Below are 25,954 nucleotides of genomic sequence, written 5' to 3'. Positions count from 1 at the left end.
GATTGACGTCAAATTTAAGAAAAACTTTAAAATTGCCCTGCTTTTTCTTTAACTTGTGTTGTCTATCCTTGATGTATGAGGTAAAAGGAGGAACAAGCATGAAAAAGTGGGGCTTTTTGATATGTATCATTTTGATCGGATATATCGTTACGCAATCACCGGGATGGATTCAGCAGAAGGATGAGTTGCCCATCGAGATTCAGAATACGCGTGAAAATCCCGCAGGTTATACCGTATCCGTCACCGGAAACATTCAGGATCAGATACATAAGGGCAATTTGTTACTGGTTGATAAGCAATACCCCGTACACCCGGAAGGAGTTAAATCCGATATTGTATATGTGGCACATGAGGATGATCTGCTTCGTGGATATGGGATACTGGATCAGAAAATCATGTTATCACGACAGGTGGCGCAGGAGTTTCAGAGGATGGTTGAAGCAGCAGGCGAAGAGGGAGTCAGATATTTTCTCGTCAGCAGCGGTTACAGGGACTTTGCGAAGCAGGACGAGTTATATCGGGAAAAGGGTTCAGACTATGCGCTTCCTGCGGGACACAGTGAGCACAATCTTGGGTTATCCCTGGATATCGGCTCGAGCTTGGCTGCGATGAATGAAGCACCAGAGGGTGCCTGGCTGGAGAAGAATGCATGGAAATACGGATTTATTTTACGTTACCCAAAGGATAAAGTGCGCATCACCGGTATTCAGTATGAACCATGGCACTTTCGATATGTAGGGCTGCCGCACAGTGCTGTCATGTATAAGAATAATCTGGTGCTGGAAGAGTATCTCGATATGCTTAAAGAGAAAGAGAACATTACTGTGGAAGTAGAGGAAGAGCAGTATCATATCCGCTATTATCGGGCCACCCGAGATACAACTGTTTACATACCTGAGCAAGGCCAAACTGAAATATCGGGTGATAACATGGATGGCGTCATCGTCACCGTAAAGAAATAACAGGGCAACACAAAGGAGGCGAAACAACATGAAGCACAACAACCAGAAGAAAAGCAAACATTACATCCTTTGGATTGCCGTTTTCATTATCTATGTATATCTACTTACGAAGCTGATCCTGTTTAAAGGAAGCCCGGTCGATTTTGGCATCGTGAAGGATCGACTGATGGCGTTCTTGCAACAACCGGATCTGGTCCATAACCGAACCGTCAACCTGACACCATTTCAGGAAATATCACGAGACTGGAACAGTCTGTCGTTACATCGTCCTGGCACCGCAATCCATCTGGTAGGCAATATACTGGCCTTTATCCCTCTGGGCATCTTCATCCCTGTGTTGACGGGCAACAAGTTATTCTCTGGAGTAAAGGTAATCTTGCTGTCTCTGCTGCTCAGTCTGGGCTATGAAGTGACACAGTTAGTGACTGGTATGGGCATATTTGATGTGGATGATTTGATGCTTAATACACTCGGCGGCTTGATTGGATATATTGTTTTCACTGTGGCTATGGGTCTGAAAAAGGTGTTGGTGGGAGGAGAATCCCACGTGACGACGAAAAAGTTAAATTCTAAGGAAAGTCACGTGTAAGGAGGAGAAGAACTTGATTATAATGGCTGTACTGTTCATTAGCGCAGGGCTAATATTTCTCGTGTATCCACACAAGGTAACGGATGCTTCGGAAAAACAGATTGCGGAGCGAGTGATCATGTCTAGATGGGTTGGAGGCTCGTTAATTGCTCTGTCGTGTTTGTTTCTGATCATGGGCACGATTCAACTGTTAGATCAAGCCTCACATCACATTGGGCATTAGAAGGTAGTTGGCCTTGAAGCAACGGAGGACACACACATACTGAAACCACAGCTCCCCGTAACGTGCAGAGTGCACTTTACGAGGAGTTTTTTAGTGTTTCATAAGGTATCGAATTTAAGATAGGATCAGTGAACTTTGCGAGTAACATCGTAAATGAGGTAGAGTAGAGATGATGCGTTAGTATCTATTTCTTACAAAAAAAGGAGGACATACATTGTATTCATTAGCTATACAACTAGCAGGAACAATGAAAGCCATTATGCAAATTGAAACTGAAATTGCTGAAGCTAAGATTGATCAACAGGCTGAAGAGATCATACTTGGTATGGAACAGAGAAGATCGGCTTTAATAAATAATGTCACACGTGATGAATTAATGGTCATCCAAACAGTGATAAACGTAGGAAGGTCAGAAAGAGGGTATCGTTATCATTTTAATTCGGAAGACGTTGAGATTATTAACCTTCCCATTGAGTTAAACGAGCATGAGTTGATGCAGAAATATTCCTATTATCTTATACATAAAACCAAAGAGGAATTAGCATATGGAATTGAATATCATACGCTTGTCTCATCATTTCTAAAAGAAGGTATAGAGATCTTAAAACTCTAGACCGTTACACGACATACTAATAGGAGGTCTGCAAGATGATAATGAAAATTTCGTATTATACGCCAGATGGATTCTACTATTATGTCCCCGATCAATATGCAGAGAAGATGGAAGAGTGGAGAATTGAATTTTCAGATTTTTTGCAGAGTATAGAGGGGAAACATCCATTTACAGAATACACTGAGTCCATTAATTATGAGGGTGAGCTGGAATATGCCGTTTTTGTAAGATGCTACGGAGGAGATGAGTTTGTAGACTGGATTAACGTAGAGAAATTAAAATGCAGAGGTATATATCGTATAGCTGAGCCACCTGATGATTCGGAAGTTGGCTTGAAGATTGATTTTTAAACATATCCCGAGTATAAAAAGCAAAGCAATAAAAAGCTCCCCGCCACGTGCTGATTGCACGTGGCAGGGAGCTTTCTGTATAACTTCATCACATTAATGATTTATATCATTAAGCTTTTTTCATCATTTGACGCAATACAGTTTGCAGGATACCGCCGTTATGGTAGTAATCCACGTCAACCATGCTGTCCAGACGAGCGATGACAGGGAATTCGAACTGTGTACCGTCTTCACGAGTTACGGTAACTTTCAACTCTTGTCCTGGCTTCACATCATTGCTGAGGCCAGTAATGTCATACGTTTCACGTCCGTTCAGACCAAGGCTGGACCAGCCGTGACCTTCCTGGAATTGCAATGGCATTACGCCCATGCCGACCAGGTTACTACGGTGAATACGCTCGAAGCTTTCTGCGATAACGGCTTTGACGCCGAGCAAGAATGTTCCTTTTGCCGCCCAGTCACGGGAGCTTCCTGTACCATACTCTTTACCTGCGATAACGATCAGGTTCTGTCCTTCATCCTGATACTTCATGGAAGCATCGTAGATGGACATTTCCTCGTCCGTTGGCAGGTACTTCGTGATACCGCCTTCTGTACCAGGAGCCACCTGGTTTCGAATACGAATGTTGGCAAACGTACCACGCATCATGACTTCATGGTTACCACGGCGTGAACCGTAGGAGTTGAAGTCTTTGCGCTCTACGCCATGTTCTTTCAGGTACAGTCCAGCCGGGCTGGATGGTGCAATATTACCTGCTGGCGAGATGTGATCCGTTGTTACGGAATCCGCAAGCAATGCCATAACGCGTGCAGAACGGATATCTGCGATATCGTTCAACTTGTCGCCAAGCTCCTGGAAGAACGGAGGATTCTGAATGTACGTGGAGTTCGGATCCCACTCGTACAGTTCACCTTCCGGTACAGAAATTGAATTCCAACGCTCATTGGCTGTAAATACATTCTCGTACTTGTTGCGGAACATCTGAGCGTTCAGGGAACTAGCGATAGTATCCTTGATTTCCTCGGAGGTAGGCCAGAGGTCTTTCAGGAATACAGGCTCATTGTTCGTATCATAACCGATTGGATCGGTTTCAAAGTCAATATTTACGGTACCCGCAAGTGCATATGCCACAACGAGTGGTGGTGATGCCAGGTAGTTGGCTTTAACCTGTGCGTGTACACGGCCTTCGAAGTTACGGTTACCGGACAATACAGCTGCTACGGTCATATCGTTCTCAGCAATAGCTTCGCTCACTTCGTCCGGCAGTGGGCCGGAGTTACCGATACATGTTGCACAACCGTAGCCCGCAACGTTGAATCCGAGTTTGTCGAGATACGTGATCAGACCTGCTTTTTCCAGGTACTCGGTAACCACAAGGGAACCTGGTGTCAGACTGCTTTTCACATATCCTGGTTTGGTCAGGCCGCGTTCAACTGCTTTTTTCGCCAGCAGTCCCGCTCCAACCATAACACTTGGATTCGAAGTGTTCGTACAACTCGTGATCGCCGCGATCACAACAGCGCCTGCCTTCAGTTCACTGTTGGAACCGTCCGGATGCTTCACAGGTACGGATTGTTCGATTTTCTCATCGCTCAGACCGTAGCCGCCTTTATCTACAGGTGTGCGAATGATGCTGTTGAAGCTTTCTTTCATTTGTGTCAGCTCGATGCGATCCTGTGGACGTTTTGGTCCTGCAAGACTTGGTACAACAGAGCCGAGATCCAGTTCAATCACATCTGTGAATTCAGGATCAACGGTGCTTGAAGTACGGAACATGCCTTGAGCTTTGTAATAAGCTTCAACCAATTCTACCTGCTCGTCAGGACGGCCAGTGTTACGCAGATAGTTCAACGTTTCACTATCAACAGGGAAGAAACCGATCGTTGCGCCATATTCTGGTGCCATGTTGGCTACTGTTGCACGGTCAGCCAGACCGATGTTGGCAAGACCTGGTCCGTAGAACTCTACGAATTTACCAACAACGCCTTTTTTACGAAGCAATTGGGTAACAGTCAGTGCCAGATCCGTTGCTGTTGCGCCTTCGCTCAGGCTGCCTGTCAGTTTGAAACCGATAACGTCCGGTGTTACAAAATAAAGCGGTTGGCCCAGCATACCTGCTTCAGCCTCAATACCACCAACACCCCAACCAACAACGCCAAGTCCGTTGATCATGGTGGTGTGGGAGTCTGTACCTACGAGGGAGTCCGGGAATACAACGGTTTCGCCGTCCACGGTTTTTGTTGCTGCCACGGAAGCCAGATACTCCAGGTTAACCTGGTGAACGATCCCTGTGGATGGTGGAACTGCACGGAAATTGTTGAATGCCGTTTGCGCCCAACGCAAGAAGCGGTAACGCTCTTCATTACGCTCAAACTCAACTTTGATATTGTAATCAAGTGCATCGTTGGTACCAAAAGCATCAACCATAACGGAGTGGTCGATAACGAGATCGACCGGTACGAGCGGGTTGATCTGTTTTGGATCGCCGCCTGCTTTTTTCACAGTATCACGCATTGCAGCGAGGTCAACGACAACCGGTACACCGGTGAAATCCTGCAGAACGATACGTGCAGGGATGAATGGAATTTCCTTGTTATTGTCACGGCCATCTGCCCAGCCGGTCAGTTGTTTTACGTGTTCTTCGGTGATAGCACGTCCGTCGAATTGACGAATTGCTGCTTCAAGCAACACTTTAATGGAGAAAGGAAGCCTGGAAAGATCGCCGTGGCCGTTTTCCTGAAGAGCATCGAGACTGTAGTAGCGGTAAGACTTGCCTCCAACCTCAAGACTGCGAGCGGCGGAGAAATGATTCTTTGCTGACATACATGTACCTCCTTGGGATGTGTCGGTGAGATGAAGAAAACGTTCATTTAGGTGAAGAACAGGCCTTCATCGTTCCGTGTTCTTGTTCGTTGGTTTCATCAGATGAAACGTAATTTCATAATCATAACTTTAGTTTTAAGTATACCGTTTTCACCTCCGTACGTAAAGGTCTTTTTGCCTGATCAAGCAAGCTTTTGGACCGATGAAGGCGTTTTCGTGAAGCGAGCAGGAATAAGATATCTTGTGTACCTGTATTTGCCGAATTTCGGATCTCCCTCCTGAGCCGTGTACATACAACCGAAGACCCTTTCATATGAATAGTAGGAGTTTATATACGCAATGAAATATTCCAGACAGAACTCATGCCAAAGGGGGACATAGGCTTGGAACGGGAATGGAAGAGTGCCTTATATACTTACGTGAACCAGTACAATCGCTGTGAGATCGACTACCGTCCACAGACCAGCGAACGGATCGTTACCGATCCTGACTTCGTGGTGGAACGGGGAGAGCGTATGGCAAGGCTGGACGAATGGTATCGTAAGCGGCGCGCCGTGCCTCTTCGCAGCGAGACCAGCGCCAAGCTTGTGCGCACGCTTATGGATGGCCAGGAAGAAGCGGTGGTGGATGTACAATTGTACAGCAGACTGTTCTACGAGAAGAGCGGGATCACCCACCGGGAGGACCGGATTGAGCGGGAGCGGTTAACCCTTCTGCGGCAGAGTGGTGGATGGATCATTGGACGGGTCGAGCGAGAAGTGCCGGAGCGTCGCCCTGCTGGGGAAGGACGTCCGTTTCAACAAGCTGATTTTGTACAGGCGATGAATCGGCCGCTGCTGAATCGGGAAGTGTTGGGTCAAGGAAGAAGCTCACGGCAACAGTCATATCGCAGAGATCTGGCGGTTGCCTATGCAGATCGATGGTGGAATGCGGGGAATCCGGCATTTGAGGAATTTGATGTGGATTGTACCAATTACGTGTCCCAATGTCTCTTTGCAGGGGGCGCACCCATCCACTATACTGGTAGAAGAGAAGCTGGCTGGTGGTATAAAGGGTATGTGAACGGCTCCGAAATGTGGAGTTACAGTTGGGCGGTTTCCAACAGTCTGGAGCGTTATTTGTCAGGCAGCAGCTGGGGGCTGACCGCGACAGAAGTGGAGCGTCCTGAGCAGCTGATGCTCGGTGATGTTATTCTCTACGATTGGGATGGAGATGGACGATTTCAACACAGCACCGTTGTGACCGCGTTTGATGCGGGCGGTATGCCGCTTGTTAACGCACATACGGTTAGCAGCCGTCACCGCTTTTGGGATTACCGGGATTCTTACGCTTGGACAGAGCGGACGGTATACCGGCTTTTCCATATTGCAGATGAGTTTTGATGACGAAAGATTTTCGGGATGCGGTGACGCAGACATCCAGTTCCGTGTAAAATAAGACCAGATAATGCAAGCAGAATAACAAGGGTGCTGAGCATGCAAGCATGACAGCATCAGGCACAGATAATCGGAGGGTACACATGAGTATGGATAAATTAAAAGTAGGCGTCGTGTACGGCGGAAAATCGGGCGAGCATGAGGTGTCGCTGCAAACGGCGTTTGCTGTAACAAACGCATTTGATTATGAAAAGTATGAACTGGTTCCTTTTTATATCTCCAAGCAGGGGACGTGGAAAAAAGGACCTGTCATGCATGCGCCGTTCGCGCAGATTGAAGATCTGAAGCTGGAGCAATCGGCGGGTGGAACGCAGGATGCGCTGAACGCCCTGTTTGGACGTTTGTATGGCGGAGCAGAAGCGCTGGACGTGATGTTCCCTCTGCTGCATGGTACGTTTGGAGAGGATGGCACCATTCAGGGCATGTTTGAGATGGCGGATATGCCATATGTAGGTGCAGGTGTACTGGCTTCGGCTGGCGGCATGGACAAAGTGGTCATGAAAAAGCTGTTTGCACAGGCTGGCATTGACCAATGTGCCTTTACGTATTTTAACGCGACACAATGGAAGCAGACAGAACACGAAATGATCGTACAAATCGAAGATCAGCTCGGGTATCCTTGTTTTATCAAACCGGCGAATCTGGGCTCCAGCGTGGGAATCTCCAAAGCACGTAACCGCGATGAGCTGAAGACAGCTGTTGAGTTCGCACTTCGGTATGATACGAAGGTTGTCATTGAGGAGTTCGTTGAAGCCCGCGAAGTTGAGGTCAGTGTCTTCGGCAATGACGAGCCAATGGCTTCTGTTCCAGGCGAGATCGTATCCTCCGGTGAGTATTATGACTATGCAGCCAAGTATATTGACGGTCAATCACAGATGCTGATTCCAGCTCCACTGGACCCAGAGGCCGCAGATCGCATTCGCGAGGCAGCTTTGCAGGCGTTCCGTGCGATTGAAGGTAACGGTATTTCACGTGCCGACTTCTTCATTCGGAAAAATGACGGCGCCTTGCTTATCAATGAAGTCAACACCATGCCTGGTTTCACACCATACAGCATGTATCCACTTCTTTGGCGTGAGACAGGTGTATCGTATGCCGAACTGCTGGATCGCATGATTGAGCTGGCACTGGAGCGTTACAACCGCAAGCAGGCACTGAATTACGAGAACGGCGTACAGGCGTAGCCTGCGACCACAAGATCAGGAGGGATAACCATGGGATTTCAGACTGAATTCAATTCCGTATGCAAGTTCAAGAATGAGCAGGAGCTGTTCGAACTGCTTGAATACGGACGCGGCAAAATGGTCAAACAGGGCTTCCGGGTATTTCCTACCGGCCAGAAAGTGATTGCATACACACCGGATAACGTGGCTGTAGCCATCGTCAAGATCGTGGTTTCCATTGCGGAGATAAACTTCCAGGGGCAAGAGGTAACTGAGGTGGAGATGCAACTCATCCGCAAATTGACTGAGGAAGAATCACGCATTCAGACTGCCCTTGCAGATGAGATGTTCTTTGGAGAGCAAGCACAGGAATAGTTGTTGACTGTAAGTGCGGGTCGGAAGGACGGATTTGCCAGAATACGATTATGGTCACTCTTTTAGGGTAAAACTTGGTTATATACAGTGACGGTACATCCTGACGGCTGAATATGCCGTGTGGGTTCTCCGCCCTAATAGAGAGGAAGAGATTCATGCTCGTACGCTTTGGTTACGTGGCAATGTCCGTGCTTATAGAGAACGCCTCGCCTTCCCGGACCATGACCATGTCGAGTTTTAACAAAATCGATGACAGGGAAGCGGCGATCCGCAAGCTCGAACGGATTGCAGCCGAGAACCTGCACAATACATTACGTTTGCTCAGGCACAACAAGGGTAGCCATATTCATGTATATCGCTTCTCTTCCAAATTGATTCCACTGGCAACACACGAAGACCTGAATGACTGGGACCCGTTCCCGGCGCTGAAGCAGGACTTTGCGGCTATTGGTGATTTTGTGAAGGAAAATCATATGCGTGTGTCCTTTCATCCGGATCATTTTACCGTACTTAGTACCCCCCGCGAGCAAGTTCTGCGCAACTCGATTCGCGACCTTCGTCATCATGTTCGGATGCTGGATGCCATGGGGCTGAATGCCACTGCCAAGAACAATATACATATTGGTGGTGCATACGGGGACAAGCCTTCGGCGGCGCTTCGTTTTGAAGAAAACTTTTTGAAGCTGGATCGGGACATTCAGGAGCGGCTCACACTCGAAAATGATGACAAAACGTTCAATGCGCCTGAGACACTTGCCGTGTGCCAGCGCTTGGGATTGCCCATGGTACTGGATATCCATCACCATTGGGTGAACAACGAAGGAGAACAGGCATGGGATCTGTGGCCTGATATTCTAAAGACCTGGCAGTCACCGCTTGCCCAGGCAGATTCACCGGCTGATCAGCCATTGCCACCCAAAATCCATGTCTCCAGTCCGAAGAGCGAGAAGGATCTGCGAGGTCATGCCGATGGTGTGGAGGTAGAGCCTGTGCTCGATTTCTTGCGTCATATCGCAGCAGACACCCCAAGACTTGACGTGATGATTGAGGCCAAACGCAAGGATGAGGCTCTTGTGCAACTGATGCAGAAGCTGGCATTCTATCACGAAGAGGGTGTGGAGTGGGTGGACGAGTCTACCGTCATCATTCATCCGTAGTGCCAAAAGGGGCCTGGGCAACGAGAAACTTTACGACCTGTGGGGCGTATACTTTTAACAAGTATTTCAACTTTTCGTAGATTGATATAGAAAGTAGAGTGAACGCTTTGAATGAGAAGGAAAAGACACCTTATGTCGTGACAAGCAAAAGCTATACTGCCGTTGCCATTAATGCAGCTTCCAAAGCTGGCGAATGGATCAAAAGCCGTCTTGGGACGGTAGCTGAACTTGGCACCAAATATTCACCCCAAGATCTGGTGACCGAAGTGGATAAAGGAGCGGAGCAGATGATCCGCCGCCTGATTCTCACGCATTTTCCCCACCATGCCATTCTGGGTGAAGAGGGCGTCGAACCGGGACCGGAAGCTTCGGCAAAAGCACTGAAAGAGGCTGAGGAAGAAGAGTTCCTGTGGATTGTTGATCCTGTGGATGGAACGACGAACTTTGTACACGGATTTCCGTTTTATTCGGTGTCCATCGCATTGGCTCACAATGGTGAAGTCATTGTCGGCGTGATCTACGACCCTTCCCGTGATGAAATGTTTGTTGCGGAAAAAGGGAAAGGAGCATATGTTCACGGAAACCGGATGCTTGTATCTGGTGAACAAGAACTGGCTCAGAGCCTGATTGCGGTTGGATTCCCGGCAGACACAACCTTTGCGTTGCCACTGAATATGGCGGCTGTGCAGGCGCTTGCTCCGCAAGTTCGTAACTTGCGTGCAGGCGGATCTGCCGCCCTCCATCTGGCATATGTTGCCGCAGGACGCCTCAGCGCCTACACCGAAGTTGGATTGAAACCGTGGGATATTGCCGCAGGTGCACTGTTGGTTGAAGAATCAGGTGGCAAGGTGACCGATACCATCGGAACGCCTTACCAACTGTCTGTGAATCATGTCGTTGCCAGCAATGGCAAAATCCATGATGCACTGACGGATGTGCTGAAGGAAGCGAAAGCAACCGGCTTGGAATGAAATTCATTATAAGGAGCGAAAACAATGGATGAATCCAAAGAACTGGAACGACGGCTCAGTGATATGCTGACGGAAGGGGACATGGAAGAGTCCGGCGACACCAATCAGCGGGAACGCCAGCTGATTCCTCCCAAATATGAAGTGCGAATCCAGACAGAACGTGATCCAATTGTTGAGGAAACGTTAAAGTACCGGAAGATGGCACGTGAAGTGGATGATCGTTATGATCGATATCTGGAGCGAGCTACCGGGAACAAACCGGAGAGCGACAAGGGTCATTTGATTGCTGAAGACTCAAATAAGCCGCAATCTTAACTAATCACTGAACGTCATAGCTGAGCTTAACCAGTAACAGACTCCCCTTCAGGGAGTCTGTTATTTCATGTGTGCTCTCAGTGGAGAGGACAACGCCTACTTTAAAATGATAGAATAGAGTAACACCAACCTATGTCATTGGAATGACCAATGTACTATATATTAGTGAGGTTGTTCAAAAAGTCCGCTTTTGATTACGAAGGATGCCTAACGGCATCATCAGCATCGAATATGGAATTCAGCCGAAATAAGCGGGAGGCTTACGAAGTATGTTTCCGAAGGAAACATTTTGGTTGCTCACGTAGTTTTCCTACGCTCCGCTACTCCATTTCTAGCTTCATCCCATCTTCTCGGTACTGAAAACCGCCCTTTTTGAACACGTATATTAGTGTAAATTATTATAGATTTGCGAGAAGGAGTGTTACCTGAATGAAGCGTAAACGTATATGGGAAAATACAGCTGCCGGTTTAACGGTAAGCATGTTGGCAGGAATGCTGCTCTTTACATCATCTGCATTGCCTGCACACGCGGCTGACACCAAAACCGGTGTATTGCCAGCGGGTACAAACGAGACTTCGCTGACAGCGAAGAAAGATGCAGTAGCCGTAACTAAGGAGTTCCGCATCGTCACATTGGGAGATTCCATAACGGTAGGTTATGAGCCCAACACAAAAGAATTGCCTTATGGTTATGTAGAACGTCTCCAGGAGCAAGGTTTGCTGCATGGACGTACACAGGTGGACAACTACGGGATTGCCGGATTGAAAACCAGTGGTCTGAAAAACTTTACTACTGCAATTAAGGATGGCAAAACGCTGACTTCTGAAGCCATTCAACCAAGTCTTCCTGATCCAAGAGCGGGACAGATCGGAGCCAATACTGCTGCAATCCGTGAGAGTGTAGCACAGGCCAATCTGGTTGCAATTACCATTGGGGGAAATGATGTATCTGAGCTTCTCGGTACAGCAGACAAACTGAGTGATCAGGATCTGCAAGCGAAGGTAAAAGAATTACTCGCAACATATACAGCCAATGTAAGTGCAACGATTAATGATATCCATGAAATTAATCCGACAGCTACAATTGTCATCGCCGATCAGTATCAACCGATGCCAGAAGTAGCAGGCAAGGCACTCTATGCTAAACTGATGGAGGCATCCCAAGGTTTCACACAGACCATTGATGGCATTGCAGCACAATTCACTGCTCAGGGTACCGATGTCAAAGTCGCACACGTGGCCAAGGAGTTTGTTGGTGGTGAAGGCACGATGACACATATGATCAAAGATCGTGATTTCCACCCGAACCAATTTGGATATGCGGCCATTGCCGAAGTATTTGCCAAAACGATCTGGGGCGACTACACGAAGCTGACTACACCTGCGACAGGTGAGCCGATGAACATTATTGTGAGTGGCAAAACATTAAATACTCCGTACAAACCGATTATCCGTAACGGCAAAAACTTTGTGGCGATTCAAGACATCGTGAATGCGGTCGGTGCTACTACGGTGTGGGATAACAAAACTTCAACCGCAACCATTACATATGGAGACCGGAAAGTTGCGGTGAAGATTGGTGCCAATGCTGTGAAGGTAAATGGAGCATCGGTTACTGTGGATACACCTGCATTCCTGAATAAGGTAGGCAAAGAGTCCAAAACATATGTACCACTTGCCATGGTGGCTGAAGATCTTGGCTTTGATGTGCAATATGTAGCGAAGCTGAAAACTGTTTTTGTTAATCCGTAAATTGTATTTCATGTTTTAACATGATGTTATTCAACAGCCAGAATACCTTGATTTGTTCAAGGTATTCTGGCTGTTTTGTGTTCTTTTTACGTTGCTGACACAGATGTATACCTTCTCTAATGACCTAAAATGTTGCATAAATATATCTTGTCAGATGACCAATGGATGTGTAAATATGAAAATAACTTACAATAAAACCACTAATGCATAGTATGACAGGCACCCCTCGCAAGCCAAAGGAGCGCTTAGGATGAACAAAATTAAGAACGCTTTCACAACACTGCCGATTCATCACAAAACGATTCTTCTCATCGGACTTTTGATGTTGATCAGCTTTACGTTTTATGCGTCCGTACTCCGATATGTGTTCAGCATCTATGACCGCCAGATCTATGAGAAATCCTCGCAGGTCCTCAATATGTCTTCGGTAGGTATTGAGAATCAACTTCGTGAAATTTCTAATCTCTCCTTCAAGGTGATGTCGGACGAGCCGCTTCAGCAATATCTGCTCCAACTGAAAAAGGCCGAAACGGGTTACGAGAAAAATGGATTGCGTAAAAAAATTACTAACAGGTTAGTCGCATATGCCGGTTCCGAAAAATACGTCTATTCCATGCTATTTATCGATAATGATAATAACGTTATGGCCGCAGGCAATCGGGAGGGAATTTCGGAGTCGAAGCAAAAGGAACTGGTTGCACTGGGACAGCAATACTCGGGCTCCAATGCATGGCATACCAGTGGGGATAAACAGTCCCGACTCTTGTCGGTTCGACAGGTGAAATCCTTTATTGGCGGAGCATTTACATTGGAGGACCTTGGCACACTGATCATCCGCGTCCGGCTGGACCGAATTGTACAGGACCAGATGCAAGAACCGGCTGAGGACTCCCAATTACTCATTACGGATGGAAAAGAAGTGATCTATCCAACAGAATCGTCGGTTAGTGAAGCCGAGATTGAGTCTGAACTGAAGCGCACCCAGCCCTATGGAATTGCCATGTTGGAACAGGGGAGACACTTTGTAGCTCGTGCTCATTCTTCCTATACGGATTGGACCTATTTGTACACAACCCCGTTTGACCAGATGTTTAAAAAGATCCAGTTTGTCAAACAGTTGGTCACGGTGATCTTCATCATGATTTTTCTGGCGGCGCTTATCATTGGAGCGAGATTCTCTCGCAGTATTACCCATCCGATTGCACAGTTGATCAAAAAGATGCGTAATATCGAAAAAGGCGATTTGGATAAGCTGGAGGAGGCTGCTCTCGGCAATGTTCCGATATCTCCACAGAATGAGGTTGGGCTGTTGCATCGCACATTCAAGATGATGCTTCAACGGATACGTGAATTGATTGATGAGAATTATGCGAAGCAACTGGTGATTCGTGAGACGGAGTTGAAAGCGCTTCAGGCGCAGATTAATCCACATTTTCTATACAACACGTTGGAATCGATTAACTGGCTGGCTAAAGTACAGAAGCAACGACAGATCTCGGAAATGGTTGAGGCCCTCGGATTTCTGCTGCGTAGCTCTGTGAACATGTCCGAGAAGTGGATTACGCTGGAAAGAGAGCTGGACATTGTCCGCAGTTACGTGACGATTCAGCGCACGCGTTTTGAGGAAAGACTGGATTTCGACATGGAAATTGCCCCGGAGGTAGGAACGGCACGGATACCGAAGTTAACATTACAGCCGTTGGTGGAGAACGCGATACATTATGCACTCGAACCAAGCATTGACCCTTGCCGGATTCGGATCCGGGCGAGAGCAGATGGAGATAAGGTGATTATTGAAGTTGAGGACGACGGTCCGGGGATGACACCGGAATTCCTGGAACAGCTACACGAAGGACGTATTCAGACAAGAGGACAGGGCATTGGGTTATCTAACATCCAGGAACGAATCAGACTGACCTTCGGTGATGAAGGTGGAATGGTGATGAGTAGCAAGCCCGGATCAGGAACTGTAGTATCGATCAGCATACCTTGGATCAGAGAGGACGATGACGATGTACAAAGTGATGCTCGTAGATGATGAACGTGTCATTCTGGAGGGGATTTCCCAAGTGGTCGATTGGGCCGCGGCAGGAACGGAATTGGTGGATACGGCGAGGAACGGGATTGAAGCATTGGACAAAATTGGGCAGTCGCGACCCGATATTATTATTACGGATATTTCCATGCCAGGTCTGGATGGTCTCGGACTCATAGAGAAGGCATCTGAAGCATACCCGGGAGTACGTTTTATTATGTTATCCGGCTACAAGGAGTTCGAATATGCCCGCAGAGCGATGCAATATGGTGTGAAGCATTATTTGCTCAAGCCCTGCAACGAGAATCAGATCCATGATGCGTTAACTGAACTGTTGCAGGAACATCAGGATGCCCAGGTGAAGGAGCATGTTGCCGGTGAGATGAAACAGCGATTGCAACGAGTCCTTCCGCATGTGAAGGAGCAATTTCTGCTGGAGTTCATGACCAACCGCACCTATGGGCCGGTTGATCTGGAGTATTATCAGGAGCTGTTTGATCTGGAGCTTGAAGAGAACGCAGTTCGGTTACTGCTGTTCCGAATTGTAGATGAACATGATTACAGCCACTTATTTGCGATCAAAAACATTGCCAGTGACCTGCTCCCACATGTCCTGTTAAGCACAACCATTGAAGGCAAACTCCTCATTCTGCTCGCGGATTCAGCTGATCCGGCTGGACTGAAAGAAAGTATTGAAGAGGTTCGGGCAGCATTCACCAGACTATATAAATTGGAAGTGACCGCTGCGCTGAGTGAAGCAGATCGAATGATTCAGTCGCGGCGGTTGTTTCGTGAGGCGTTGCAGTATCTGAACCATCGCTTCTTTATCGGTGAAGGCAAGCTGATTACGAAGAATGATCTGGTACTGGCCGGAGAATGCGACGGATTGCATGTAGAACAGGATGCCGAGCAACTGTGTCAGTTGATCAAATCGGGCAATACCGAGGAAACAGCGGTAGAGGTGGAGCGTCTGTTTGATCTATTATCACGTCAGCAGCTGGAAATCGAGGTGACTCGCTCTTATGTAGTGCAGCTCTACTCGGCGATGGTGCATGTCTGTCCACCTGAGGAGGCAACGGAATTCACCCAGCGTATGGCAGAACTGCCGCATATCGATACGTTATCTGGTTTGAAGTCTTTTGTTGCAAGCAGTACAGCCCGATTAACTTCCGGTTATTACAAAAACCATATCAGCCGCCAGTCTTCAGCCGTGGAGAAGATGATGGATATCGTGGATCGTCATTTTGGAGAGGCAGATCTCTCGCTCAATGGAGTAGCTCATCAGATGCTCTATATGAATCCAGATTACCTGGGCAAGATTTTCAAAAAAGTCACAGGAGAGAATTTCTCCAACTACGTGAATCGCCTGCGCATTGAACGCGCATGTGACCATATTCGCAGAGGCGGAGATGTGAAAGTATTCGAGCTTGCTGAATTGTTCGGATTTGGTGGGAATTCACAATATTTCAGTCAGGTGTTCAAAAAGTGGACTGGTATGACACCTACGGAATTCCGCAGAATCGGCATATAACAATGGACTGCCAATCATGTGATTCATGTCTGGGGAGGACGAACAGCGCCGAGAGGGGACTGTTGTCCTCCTCTGTTTTTTGAACCAACAAGACGGTTTTGTGTATTCAACTATGGTCGTACATTTGCGAAAATGACATTAACAAGTTTGTGAAAGCGTTATCAGAAACGAGAAGATAACTCTTTCATACAACCATATCAACATAAAAGGGGAGATTGGCATGGTGAAAAAGGCAATATTCCTGATGATGGCTGCTTTGCTCGTGTTTACAGCGGCATGTAGCTCAGGTGGAGGAACTGAAGGAGCATCTGGAGATGACTCAGTTACCCTGCGGATCGCTTGGTGGGGCTCGGATGCAAGGCATGAATATACACAGAAGGTCATCGACCTGTACAAATCGAAAAACCCGAATGTCAAAATCGACGTGGAATATGCTTCATTTGATGACTACTGGAAAAAGCTCGCACCACAAGCAGCGGCAAATCAGTTGCCTGACATCGTTCAGATGGATATTTCCTACATCAGCCAATATGCACAGAATGGTCAGCTTGAGGATCTAGCGCCTTATCTTGGCAACCAGATCAAAGTGGACGATGTGTCCGAGAATGTTATCAGCACAGGTGTAATTAACGGTAAACAATACGGTGTACCTGCCGGTGTTAACGTTCTGGGCTTCCAATATGATCCGGCATTGCTTAAAAAAGCAGGCGTGGATGCAATCCCTGACAATATGACTTGGGAATCGTACGAAGCACTGGGTAAACAAACCGCAGATAAAGGTCTGTATTTGGATGGAGGGATAGCTCCGGATATTTTCTTCCACTACTTCCTGCGTACCAAAGGATTGTCGCTTTACAATGCGGAAGGAACAGGTCTTGGTTATGATGATGATCAATTGTTTGTGGAGTTCTTCGGACTTATGCGCCGCATGATCGAGCAAGGTGCAGCACCTACGCCGGATGTAGCCAACCAAACCAAAGGCATTATTGAGGAATCAGATCTCGTGAAGGAAAAAGGAATTGGCGTGTGGCAATGGTCCAACCAGTTCGTAGCCTTACAACAGGTAGCGAACCGTCAACTCGAAATCGCCCCAATGCCAGGACCAGATATGGAAAAAGGACTATATATGCAGCCAAGTATGTACTGGGGTGTGACGTCCAACTCCAAAGTGAAGGAAGAAGCGGCTAAATTCATTGATTTCTGGGTGAATGACGTGGAAGCCAACAAACTGATCAAAGGTGAGCGCGGTGTGCCAATTTCAGGAGCAATCAAAGAAGCTATCGCACCTGAGCTGAGTGACGCAACGAAACAAGTCTTTGAATTCGTAGCAGCCATGGAGCCTAAGGCTTCACCAATGAGTTCTCCGCCACCGGTTGGTTCACCTGAAGTAATCTCTTCCCTGGCAGATGTGGTTGAAGAATTGAACTTTGGCAAAATTACACCTGAACAAGCAGCAGAGACATTCCGCAAGAACGCCGAATCTGTACTTGCGAACAATAAATAACAGTTGAATGATGGCTTGCTCGTCCCACTTCAGGGATGGTCGGGAATGGGGCTACTCGCAAATGCGAGGGCCTTTCCCCGTCCAGATGACCGAAGCCAGGATGAGGGAGCAAGCTGATCCATGAAGGAGGTTCGTTCCATTGAGGCAGTATTCGTCGTTACGTAGAAACTTAACTGGATATGCGTTCATAAGCCCGTTTATTATTGGTTTCCTGGGCTTCACACTCATCCCCATGTTTGTGTCCTTATATATGTCGTTCACGAGTTATAACTTGTTCACTTCTCCGCGGTGGATTGGGCTTGATAACTACACCAAAATGTTTTTTGATGACCCGAAATATTGGAACTCGGTCAAAGTGACGTTTCTGTATGTATTCATTGGGGTACCGTTAAGGTTGATCTTTGCCCTCTTCGTAGCGATGGTCCTAAACACTGGCTCTCGTATGATTGGAACGTACCGGACGCTGTATTACCTGCCATCCATAATCGGTGGTAGTGTGGCCGTATCCATTATGTGGCGTAACCTCTTCAGTAATGAGGGTGTTATCAACAGTGCTCTAACGGCAATCGGGATCGGGCCTATAAGCTGGTTTGGTGACCCGAATGCGTCCCTGGTTATGCTCATCTCACTGTCTGTGTGGCAGTTTGGTTCGTCCATGCTGATCTTCCTGGCTGGTCTCAAAAATATCCCTACTGAGATGTACGAGGCAGCAGGTGTGGATGGCGCGAACCCTATACGGAAATTTTTCAGCATCACTTTGCCACTGCTTAGCCCGATCGTCCTGTTCAATATGATTATGCAGACGATTGGAGCATTCATGACGTTTGTACCTGCCTATATTATCTCCAAAGGCGAAGGCGGTCCAATGGACGGTACGATGCTGTACTCTCTATATCTGTTCCGTCAGGCATTTATGTTTAACAACATGGGTTATGCTTCGGCCATGGCTTGGATCATGCTGATCATGATCGGTATACTCACGGTAGCTGTGTTCCTGACATCCAAGTACTGGGTGTTCTACGAATCTGAAGGAGGGAAGTAACGATGGTTTGGAGAAATGTGAAATGGCCCATTTATCACCTGTTCGTTGCAGCTCTTGCCCTCCTAATGTTGTATCCCGTACTTTGGATGCTCTTCAGTTCATTCAAGGAAAGCCGTACGATATTCGTCACAGCGGATACCCTGTTTCCTGCGGAGTGGATCTGGAGCAACTATGTAGATGGCTGGAAAGGCACAGCGGGAAGACCGTTCATGGATTACATCACGAACTCACTTGTAATCGTAGTGATATCTACCATCGGTGCTGTGATATCGTCATCGCTGATCGCTTTTGGTTTTGCCAGACTGAATTTCAAGGGACGCACGTTCTGGTTTTCCTTGATGATGTTAACACTGATGTTGCCACATGACGTGGTATTGGTTCCTCAGTACATCATTTTCACGAAGCTCGGCTGGCTGAATACTATCTTGCCAATCGTTGTACCTACATTCTTCGGAATGCCGTTTTTCATCTTCCTGATGGTACAGTTCATTCGAACGATTCCGAAGGAGCTGGATGAGGCTGCAACCATCGATGGATGTAACAAATTCAGACTGTATATCCAGATTATTATGCCGCTGATCAAGTCTTCTCTGGCGACTGCAGCCATCTTCTCCTTCTACTGGAGATGGGAGGATCTGCTCGGTCCGGTATTGTACCTGAACTCGCCTGATAAATACACCGTGTCGATGGCGCTGAAAATGTTCCTCGATAGCGAATCTGCTTCCAACTGGGGCGCAATGTTCGCCATGTCCATCGTCAGTCTGGTTCCGGTTGTAGCTGTGTTCTTCATCTTCCAAAAACAAATTGTTCAAGGGATGAGCACCAGCGGATTGAAAGGATAAGCCAGATTACTGTATCTTCGTATCTTCGCCCGAATGAACGTTTACGAAAGTTAACCAAGGAGGTTATCGCTTTTGAATAAAGCTCAGGGTAGTCAGGCCGCTGCCATGGAGGCAGCGGCAGAGGGCCAGGCAGTGTCCGTGACCAGCTGGAAGTTTAACTTTGGACCGGACTCGGGAAGAGCAGATGAGACAGGGGATTATCTGAAAGTAACTGCAACAACCGCATATGAGGAACGCGGAGGGTACGGATTCGAGGCAGGATCTCTGGTATATGAGAAACAACGCATTCGTGATGACGATGTGTCGGATCCCACGAAACAACATCATAACAATCCGGGGCAGACAACCATGTCTGCCCGATTGCATTCAGGCTTCTGTATTCCGCTCAAAGCATCGTTCATCGTGGATGTTCCCGACGGAACCTACCAAGTATTACTTGTTGCAGGGGATGAATTGGCTGAGACAGTGACACGCGTGAAAGCTGGTGAAGGCAGGCTTGTACTGCCAACCATTCGCACACTTCCCGGACAATACGCAGAGGTTAGATTCTCGGTTGTTGTTCGCGGCGGCAGACTTCGTCTGTCATTTTCCGGTCCTGCACCTAGAATTAATGCTTTGGAGGTTACTCTTGCGAATCAGACCATGACCGTATTCCTTGCCGGGGATTCAACTGTAACGGATCAGCCGGAAAGTGGATATCCATATTGTGGTTGGGGCCAGCTGTTGCCTGCACAGTTCAAACATGATGTTGCAGTGGATAATCACGCCCAGTCAGGCCGCAGTTCCCGCAGCTTTATTAATGAAGGCAGATTGAGCGCCATTCTGGAGCGAATCAAGCCTGAAGATTTTCTGTTTATTCAATTTGGACATAACGATGAGAAGCCGGACCCTGAACGTGGGACGGACCCATTCACAACATACAAGGAATATTTGAAAAAGTATATCGACGCTGCACGCGAAGCCAAGGCTCGTCCAGTGCTCATAACCCCGGTGCATCGGCGCTATTTTGCGGATGATGGCACATTGACCGATACGCACGGCGATTATATCATCGCCGTGCGTGAGCTGGCGGAAGAGGAAGATGTTCCGCTGATCGATCTGGCTGAGCGCAGCCGTCTTCTGTTCGAGGAGGCGGGCGTTGAAGGCACTAAGGACGACTTTATGTGGGTACTGCCAGGCGAGTATGTGAACTTCCCCTCAGGCGTGGAGGATAACACGCATTTTCAGGAACGAGGCGCCCGCCGCCTTGCCCAGCAGGTAGCAGAAGCCATCCGTGAGTTGCAATTGCAACCGTTGCAGATGTATCTGCGGTAGGTGAGTAATCGTAGCAGTTGTAGAGGACTTGTTTTTACTGTTCTAGTAGATAATTTACCGCAGGATTTTAAGTCCTGTGCGTCTGTATTTAAGCGTAGCGAGTTAAACGAAGTAACGAGCCAGCAAAAGTTGCCCAGCGAATAGCGAAGGCAATAAACTTTTAAAAAACAGCGAGCGTAGCAGCGGAGGAGGGCGGAATCGGGTAGAGGGAGCGAAGCGTCCGCCTTTGGAGCGGGATTTCCCCTGCTGAGGGGGAATTGAATAGAAATCCCGAGCCAACAGCGGCCCACAGCCCGATCCGCCCGCCAAAGCGGCTGTCCTGCGAGCTATTCAGGGTTTAAAAGCTGTAGCGAGTTAAACGAAGTAACGAGCCAGCAAAAGTTGCCCAGCGAATAGCGAAGGCAATAAACTTTTAAAAAATAGGCGAGCGTAGCAGCGGAGGAGGGCGGAATCGGGTAGAGGGAGCGAAGCGTCCGCCTTTGGAGCGGGATTTCCCCTGCTGAGGGGGAATTGAATAGAAATCCCGAGCCAACAGCGGCCTGTAGCCCGATCCGTCCGCCGAAGCGGCTGCCCCGCGAGCCCACGCATTTTTAACCTATATTGCACTCGCAAAAAAAAGGAGGAGGTATATCAATGACACCTGACCAGACAGAATCAGGCACATCTGCCCGTAAGAATGTTTCATTAGCTACAGGTCACACCTACTGGGTTATTCCGGATGGTTACATTCCGCCGGAGAGCCGGGGCACATTGGAGAGTCATGAGAGCATCTGTGTACTGAACACCAGTGCCACGGATGCGGAGCTGCACATCACGATTTACTTTGAAGACAGAGAACCACTCGAAGGTATGGTCGCCGAAGTGCCAGCGAGAAGGACGAAGCACATTCGCACTGCATCGCTACGATCCGGGGAGCAGTCTATTCCACCGGGCGTGCCTTATGCGATTACGGTTTCGAGCAATATCCCTGTTATCGTCCAGTACAGTCGTTTGGACACGACCCAGCCTGAATTGGCTTTGATGAGTGTCATGGCGTATCCATTAGGATAACTTCCCCAATCGACAGCATGGCTGGAGATGGTAAGAAGCCCCGTAACCTTGCATTCAATGCAGGTACGGGGCTTCTATTTCTTCATTTATTCACTGTATTTATACGTGCTCGCATTCAGGATATCCACGTGTACCTCCACTTTTCCAAGCTTAAAACGTTGGAGTGGGTCCGCCCGGTTGTAGACTTCCTGTTTCCATAAGGGAAGGTTGTGGCGATATAAGTGTTCCACAAGACCGTATGAATCGATCTTGCGTTCCTTGGTTTTTTCAAACGTATCTCGGATTTGGGATTCGATCTGTTTCTCCGCTTCTTGTTCCATGGCATGAGGCGTACGCGGGGCTCCATGGTCCTCAATGATGGCACTTTTAACCGTAGTCGCCAGATCAAATGTTACGCCATCACCTTGCTTCCTCGCCGTGATTCTCGTCTTGGGATGATGAAGCATCAAAGTTAAGTCAGGAATTTTCCCACCATTCGCATATACATATAGTGGGTACTGATGTACACGCTCATAATTTACGTATCGTGTACCATCTGCGTCTGCTCCTGCAACTCTACCCTGACTTGTGCCTTTGGATATCACATAAAATCCATCCATTCTAACAAGGGGGGGCGTTTTATCGCCGTTGAACCAAGTCTCGTTCCTCGTTGACACCGAGGGTAAAAGAACGACAGAAGCGGGTTCCCGTAATCCATCAAGTAGCTGATGGAGCCGGATAGGTTCGTAGGCGGAATGCTGTTTGTATAGTCTCATGGGCTCAAATAATTCAATGGTCTGGGCGGATTGGTTCAACAATGCAGAGGGAGAGAGTATATCCGGAATGTTATGCTCTGTAGCGTAGATCCAGGGTGTATATCTCAATTGGCCTGAATGAAGAAGTGTATTAAAGATATCCTCCAGTCGACCATCCAAGGCTCTTTTGGATAGAACAATAGCTTTAACATGAGTCCAGAGCGTTAGCTGCTGTGACGTTTCATACAAGTCGTTAATAGCCATGTTCAGTGTTGTACCCTCGCCCCGTCCAGTCCAGATATCCCTTGTCTCCCGGGAAGTTGGTGTTTCCAGTTTTGCAATACTGGAGAAGTCAATCAGTTGGGCATAAGCAATATACTGGTTGTCTACATAGTCAATTCCTATCGCCGTAATGAAGTTTATACTTTGCACCTCTTTGGAATCCCAGCACCCCGTTAACAGGATCATGCAGCTTATAAGAAGGCCACTTATGGATGCCCATCGTTTCACGGGCGTTTCCTCCGGCGAGTAGAATCTTGTGTATGAAGTGCTTCTGGGCGCTTGGTTCTTTTCATGGAAGGTGGCATGGATACGGCCTGAGTGAAGTCTCCGGGAATGTAGGGAGATACAGGTGACAGATAGGATACGCCATAACATTCCAAGGATACGAGATGCACCAACAGGGCCAATAGTCCGATCATGAAACCGAATAATCCAAGAATGGAAGAGATGAGTAACATCCCGATCCGGATATGGGCAGTAGCCCCGCTTAGCACAGTGTTCACGAGAATATAGCTAGAGATGACCGAGATCGCTACCGTGACAATAATGGTAGGGGACGTAATCCCGGCTCTAATGGCAGCATCCCCAATAATAAGCCCGCCAACAACGCTGACCGTTTGCCCCAACGCACGTGGCAACCTACGCCCAGCTTCGTTGAATAGCTCGAACATAAAAATCATCAGGAACGCTTCCAGTGTCACCGGCATGGGCAGGCCCATTCGAGTGCCAGCAATTGTTGCCAGAAGAGGCAGGGGAATCTGTTCCACATTGAAACTGGTCAGGCCGATATAGAAGGCTGGGAAGAAACAGGCAATCAGCAGTCCGGATATACGCAAAATTCGTTCGAAAGTAACGATGAAAAAGGGTGTACTTTCGTCCTCCGGAGATTTCAACTGATTGAAAAGTGTAGTTGGTGCGATGACCGCTACAGGAGAACCTTCGATCAAAACGGCAAAACGACCGTTTAACAGGGAATCAACGACAAAATCAGGACGCTCGGTATTATCTGTAAGTGGAAAGATACTCCGAATCCCTCCCATGACAGCTCGTTCCATGATTGAGGTGCCCAGGATGCCGTCAATCTCAATCTGATCCAGATTGTGCCGAGCTTCTTTCAGAATGTCTGGATTGATAATATCTTTTACATATAGAAGTCCAATGGCCGTCTGGGTACGACCGCCTTTGACATATTTCTCATAACACATCGAAGATGTTTTCATTCGTTTGCGTATAAGGGCCACGTTGGTAGTGAGTTCTTCGGTGAATCCATCGCGCGGGCCTTTAACTGATGTTTCAATGGCTGATTCTTCTGGACTGCGTCCCGGGATATCAGCAATATCCACACTGCAGGACTGCACACCATTACCAAAAATGATCAGTAGTTGTCCACTAAATATCAACATATTAAGCTTGTTAGTATCTGTGAGGTCATCCAACGGATTCAATGTTAATCCCAGTTCTTTAGGATGTGATTCCTCAATGATCAGGGAGTGCTGTTCCAGACGTGGAATAATAAATTGGTTAATTTGTTTACCGTCGACGAGACCGTCGCAATAAAGCAGAATTACGGGCTGATCAGATTGGTCTTTAACAGGAAAGGTCTGAATAACGACATCTGCACATGGATTGAACTGCTCTTTCAAAGAGGCAAGCAGTGTTTCATGGGACGTGGTGTCAATCGCTTGATGCTCCATGATGTTTCCTCCTCTGATGGCGTGAATGGATAAAGGCAACCGTCGTCGCGATAATCGCAAGTCCGCTCAGATATACGAGATTGAACGGAAATATGTATTCGACCAGAAGCTTTTCGAAGGTCATATCATCCAGAGGATACAACATGGTTAGAATAAAGAAGACACCTAACGAGATACAACTGATAAGCCTTCTGGTAGAGCTCTTAATATTCCATATTTCTACTACAATATACATGGCGAGACTAATCCGGGTGAACGAGCCTGCGAGCCACTGGTAGATGGAAAAGAAGTCGGTCTGGGCGATGTATTTGCCCAAGGAGGCGATTCGCCATTCTTCAAAGGCGGGATATCGCATTTTGGTAGCTTCAAAAGGATCAAATTCCACAATCGCCCCGATGAGTGGGCCGACTGTAAGTCCCACAAGAACGAGTGCGAGCATCAGATACTGCCATACACGTATACGTTTGGTGAGATGAGGCTGGATATACCAGATGAACAGCAGTTCAAACATGCCTGCAAGACTGTAAATCATGCCATTCAGCACTGGATGCCAGCCATGTTCTAACACAGGCAGGAGACGACTGTAATCCTTGTATTGAGTGTTCACAATTGCAACATAGAAGCCCAGGAGTACCACCAGTGGAAGGATCAATCCTGCCGTAAATGCCAGTGAGCGGATGCCTTTATATGCCCCATAGGCACAGAGAGTCATCAGAGCAATACTAGTTACCAATATTGGCGTTTCTGTCAGGTAATTTGTTTTGGCCCAAGTCGTGGTTTCGTGCAGGGTGAAATAGATTGCGCTCAGAAAAAAGAGACTGTTCCCAACTCGAAATAACATGCCAATGGGCTTGCCGAGACGGGATGTTAACCATTCATGCAGAGTTTGATGCTGGAGGAAACGAGAGACATAAGCGAGCATTAGCGCAAATATCAAAAATGGACCGGCTGATAGCAGGACGGAAATCCAAGAATCCCTTTTAGCCGCAGCCAAAAGGGCAGGAATAATCAGAACATGGCTGATCAAGCCAACGGACAACATGATCAACATCATAGCTTGTAAAAAAGAAGGCTGTGTTCGTTTCATGCTGAGGGGTCTCCTTTTCCCAATAGACTGTCCTCAGCAGTGTTAACGTGATTGGAGCGCTTCATACCGTCAGTCGAAATAACGAATACCCATGGCTTCTCTTACCTCT

The 25,954-nt window shown here is 47.7% G+C and carries 23 protein-coding genes; 19 read left to right on the top strand and 4 right to left on the bottom strand.

Annotated elements, in window-relative coordinates; translation table 11 throughout:
• The first annotated feature begins 98 nt into the window (after positions 1-98).
• The 5 genes from MHI01_RS15240 to MHI01_RS15220 all read left to right on the top strand — a co-directional run bounded on the left by MHI01_RS15240 (position 99) and on the right by MHI01_RS15220 (position 2,737).
• Positions 99-962 carry a M15 family metallopeptidase gene (locus tag MHI01_RS15240; protein ID WP_253505531.1) on the top strand — a complete coding sequence of 288 codons (864 nt, stop codon included), beginning with the start codon at positions 99-101 and terminating at the stop codon, positions 960-962.
• 28 nt (positions 963-990) lie between these two features.
• Positions 991-1,551, top strand: coding sequence for a VanZ family protein (locus MHI01_RS15235; RefSeq protein WP_253505533.1), 561 nt, complete (start codon positions 991-993; stop codon positions 1,549-1,551).
• Positions 1,552-1,564: 13 nt separating this feature from the next.
• Positions 1,565-1,774: a hypothetical protein gene (locus MHI01_RS15230; RefSeq protein ID WP_036614116.1), complete on the top strand. Its 210-nt coding sequence runs from the start codon at positions 1,565-1,567 to the stop codon at positions 1,772-1,774.
• 214 nt (positions 1,775-1,988) lie between these two features.
• The gene (locus MHI01_RS15225; RefSeq protein ID WP_253505535.1) at positions 1,989-2,387 is read left to right on the top strand and encodes a hypothetical protein; all 399 of its coding nucleotides are present in this window, start codon (positions 1,989-1,991) and stop codon (positions 2,385-2,387) included.
• Between the two features lie 35 nt (positions 2,388-2,422).
• Complete coding sequence (locus MHI01_RS15220; RefSeq protein ID WP_253505537.1) at positions 2,423-2,737, top strand: hypothetical protein; 315 nt, start codon at positions 2,423-2,425, stop codon at positions 2,735-2,737.
• A gap of 109 nt (positions 2,738-2,846) precedes the next feature.
• Here the strand turns inward: MHI01_RS15220 and acnA are convergent, their stop codons facing one another.
• Positions 2,847-5,561, bottom strand: a complete 2,715-nt coding sequence (acnA, locus tag MHI01_RS15215; RefSeq protein ID WP_036614112.1) for an aconitate hydratase AcnA — start codon at positions 5,559-5,561, stop codon at positions 2,847-2,849.
• 383 nt (positions 5,562-5,944) lie between these two features.
• Between acnA and MHI01_RS15210 the strand changes: the two genes are divergently transcribed.
• The 14 genes from MHI01_RS15210 to MHI01_RS15145 all read left to right on the top strand — a co-directional run bounded on the left by MHI01_RS15210 (position 5,945) and on the right by MHI01_RS15145 (position 22,048).
• Complete coding sequence (locus tag MHI01_RS15210) at positions 5,945-6,943, top strand: amidase domain-containing protein (RefSeq protein ID WP_445744900.1); 999 nt, start codon at positions 5,945-5,947, stop codon at positions 6,941-6,943.
• A 137-nt stretch (positions 6,944-7,080) separates the two neighbouring features.
• Positions 7,081-8,181: a D-alanine--D-alanine ligase gene (locus tag MHI01_RS15205; protein WP_340983514.1), complete on the top strand. Its 1,101-nt coding sequence runs from the start codon at positions 7,081-7,083 to the stop codon at positions 8,179-8,181.
• 30 nt (positions 8,182-8,211) lie between these two features.
• The gene (locus tag MHI01_RS15200; RefSeq protein WP_036614107.1) at positions 8,212-8,535 is read left to right on the top strand and encodes a hypothetical protein; all 324 of its coding nucleotides are present in this window, start codon (positions 8,212-8,214) and stop codon (positions 8,533-8,535) included.
• Positions 8,536-8,690: 155 nt separating this feature from the next.
• A complete protein-coding gene (gene uvsE, locus MHI01_RS15195) occupies positions 8,691-9,692 on the top strand; it encodes a UV DNA damage repair endonuclease UvsE (RefSeq protein WP_036614105.1) in 1,002 nt (333 codons plus the stop codon).
• A gap of 107 nt (positions 9,693-9,799) precedes the next feature.
• The gene (locus MHI01_RS15190) at positions 9,800-10,663 is read left to right on the top strand and encodes an inositol monophosphatase family protein (RefSeq protein ID WP_197997992.1); all 864 of its coding nucleotides are present in this window, start codon (positions 9,800-9,802) and stop codon (positions 10,661-10,663) included.
• 24 nt (positions 10,664-10,687) lie between these two features.
• The gene (locus tag MHI01_RS15185; protein ID WP_101315103.1) at positions 10,688-10,978 is read left to right on the top strand and encodes a hypothetical protein; all 291 of its coding nucleotides are present in this window, start codon (positions 10,688-10,690) and stop codon (positions 10,976-10,978) included.
• Positions 10,979-11,407: 429 nt separating this feature from the next.
• Positions 11,408-12,730: a stalk domain-containing protein gene (locus MHI01_RS15180; RefSeq protein WP_340983513.1), complete on the top strand. Its 1,323-nt coding sequence runs from the start codon at positions 11,408-11,410 to the stop codon at positions 12,728-12,730.
• Positions 12,731-12,980: 250 nt separating this feature from the next.
• On the top strand, positions 12,981-14,768 hold the full coding sequence (locus MHI01_RS15175; protein ID WP_339189917.1) for a sensor histidine kinase: 1,788 nt from the start codon (positions 12,981-12,983) through the stop codon (positions 14,766-14,768).
• Positions 14,743-16,296 carry a response regulator transcription factor gene (locus MHI01_RS15170; RefSeq protein ID WP_036614096.1) on the top strand — a complete coding sequence of 518 codons (1,554 nt, stop codon included), beginning with the start codon at positions 14,743-14,745 and terminating at the stop codon, positions 16,294-16,296. Before MHI01_RS15175 ends, MHI01_RS15170 begins: the two co-directional genes overlap by 26 nt.
• A gap of 220 nt (positions 16,297-16,516) precedes the next feature.
• Positions 16,517-17,800 carry an ABC transporter substrate-binding protein gene (locus MHI01_RS15165; protein ID WP_076254936.1) on the top strand — a complete coding sequence of 428 codons (1,284 nt, stop codon included), beginning with the start codon at positions 16,517-16,519 and terminating at the stop codon, positions 17,798-17,800.
• 139 nt (positions 17,801-17,939) lie between these two features.
• Positions 17,940-18,842 carry a carbohydrate ABC transporter permease gene (locus tag MHI01_RS15160; RefSeq protein ID WP_047841423.1) on the top strand — a complete coding sequence of 301 codons (903 nt, stop codon included), beginning with the start codon at positions 17,940-17,942 and terminating at the stop codon, positions 18,840-18,842.
• Positions 18,843-18,844: 2 nt separating this feature from the next.
• Entirely contained in the window at positions 18,845-19,684 is an 840-nt protein-coding gene (locus MHI01_RS15155) for a carbohydrate ABC transporter permease (RefSeq protein ID WP_017690747.1), read from the top strand.
• 105 nt (positions 19,685-19,789) lie between these two features.
• Positions 19,790-20,998, top strand: a complete 1,209-nt coding sequence (locus MHI01_RS15150; RefSeq protein WP_445744927.1) for a rhamnogalacturonan acetylesterase — start codon at positions 19,790-19,792, stop codon at positions 20,996-20,998.
• 633 nt (positions 20,999-21,631) lie between these two features.
• A complete protein-coding gene (locus tag MHI01_RS15145) occupies positions 21,632-22,048 on the top strand; it encodes a sensory rhodopsin transducer (RefSeq protein ID WP_340983511.1) in 417 nt (138 codons plus the stop codon).
• A gap of 86 nt (positions 22,049-22,134) precedes the next feature.
• Here the strand turns inward: MHI01_RS15145 and MHI01_RS15140 are convergent, their stop codons facing one another.
• The 3 genes from MHI01_RS15140 to MHI01_RS15130 are packed head-to-tail and all read right to left on the bottom strand — an operon-like array spanning position 22,135 to position 25,845.
• Positions 22,135-23,292 carry a Ger(x)C family spore germination protein gene (locus tag MHI01_RS15140; protein ID WP_340983510.1) on the bottom strand — a complete coding sequence of 386 codons (1,158 nt, stop codon included), beginning with the start codon at positions 23,290-23,292 and terminating at the stop codon, positions 22,135-22,137.
• A complete protein-coding gene (locus tag MHI01_RS15135; RefSeq protein WP_340983509.1) occupies positions 23,289-24,758 on the bottom strand; it encodes a spore germination protein in 1,470 nt (489 codons plus the stop codon). Before MHI01_RS15135 ends, MHI01_RS15140 begins: the two co-directional genes overlap by 4 nt.
• Positions 24,739-25,845, bottom strand: coding sequence for a GerAB/ArcD/ProY family transporter (locus MHI01_RS15130; RefSeq protein WP_340983508.1), 1,107 nt, complete (start codon positions 25,843-25,845; stop codon positions 24,739-24,741). Before MHI01_RS15130 ends, MHI01_RS15135 begins: the two co-directional genes overlap by 20 nt.
• Between the last annotated feature and the right edge of the window lie 109 nt (positions 25,846-25,954).

This window comes from Paenibacillus sp. FSL M7-0656, assembly GCF_038003225.1.
Lineage (GTDB): Bacteria > Bacillota > Bacilli > Paenibacillales > Paenibacillaceae > Paenibacillus > Paenibacillus amylolyticus.
Note: the sequence above shows the minus strand (reverse complement) of the source record. Positions and strands in the feature narration are given on the sequence as shown.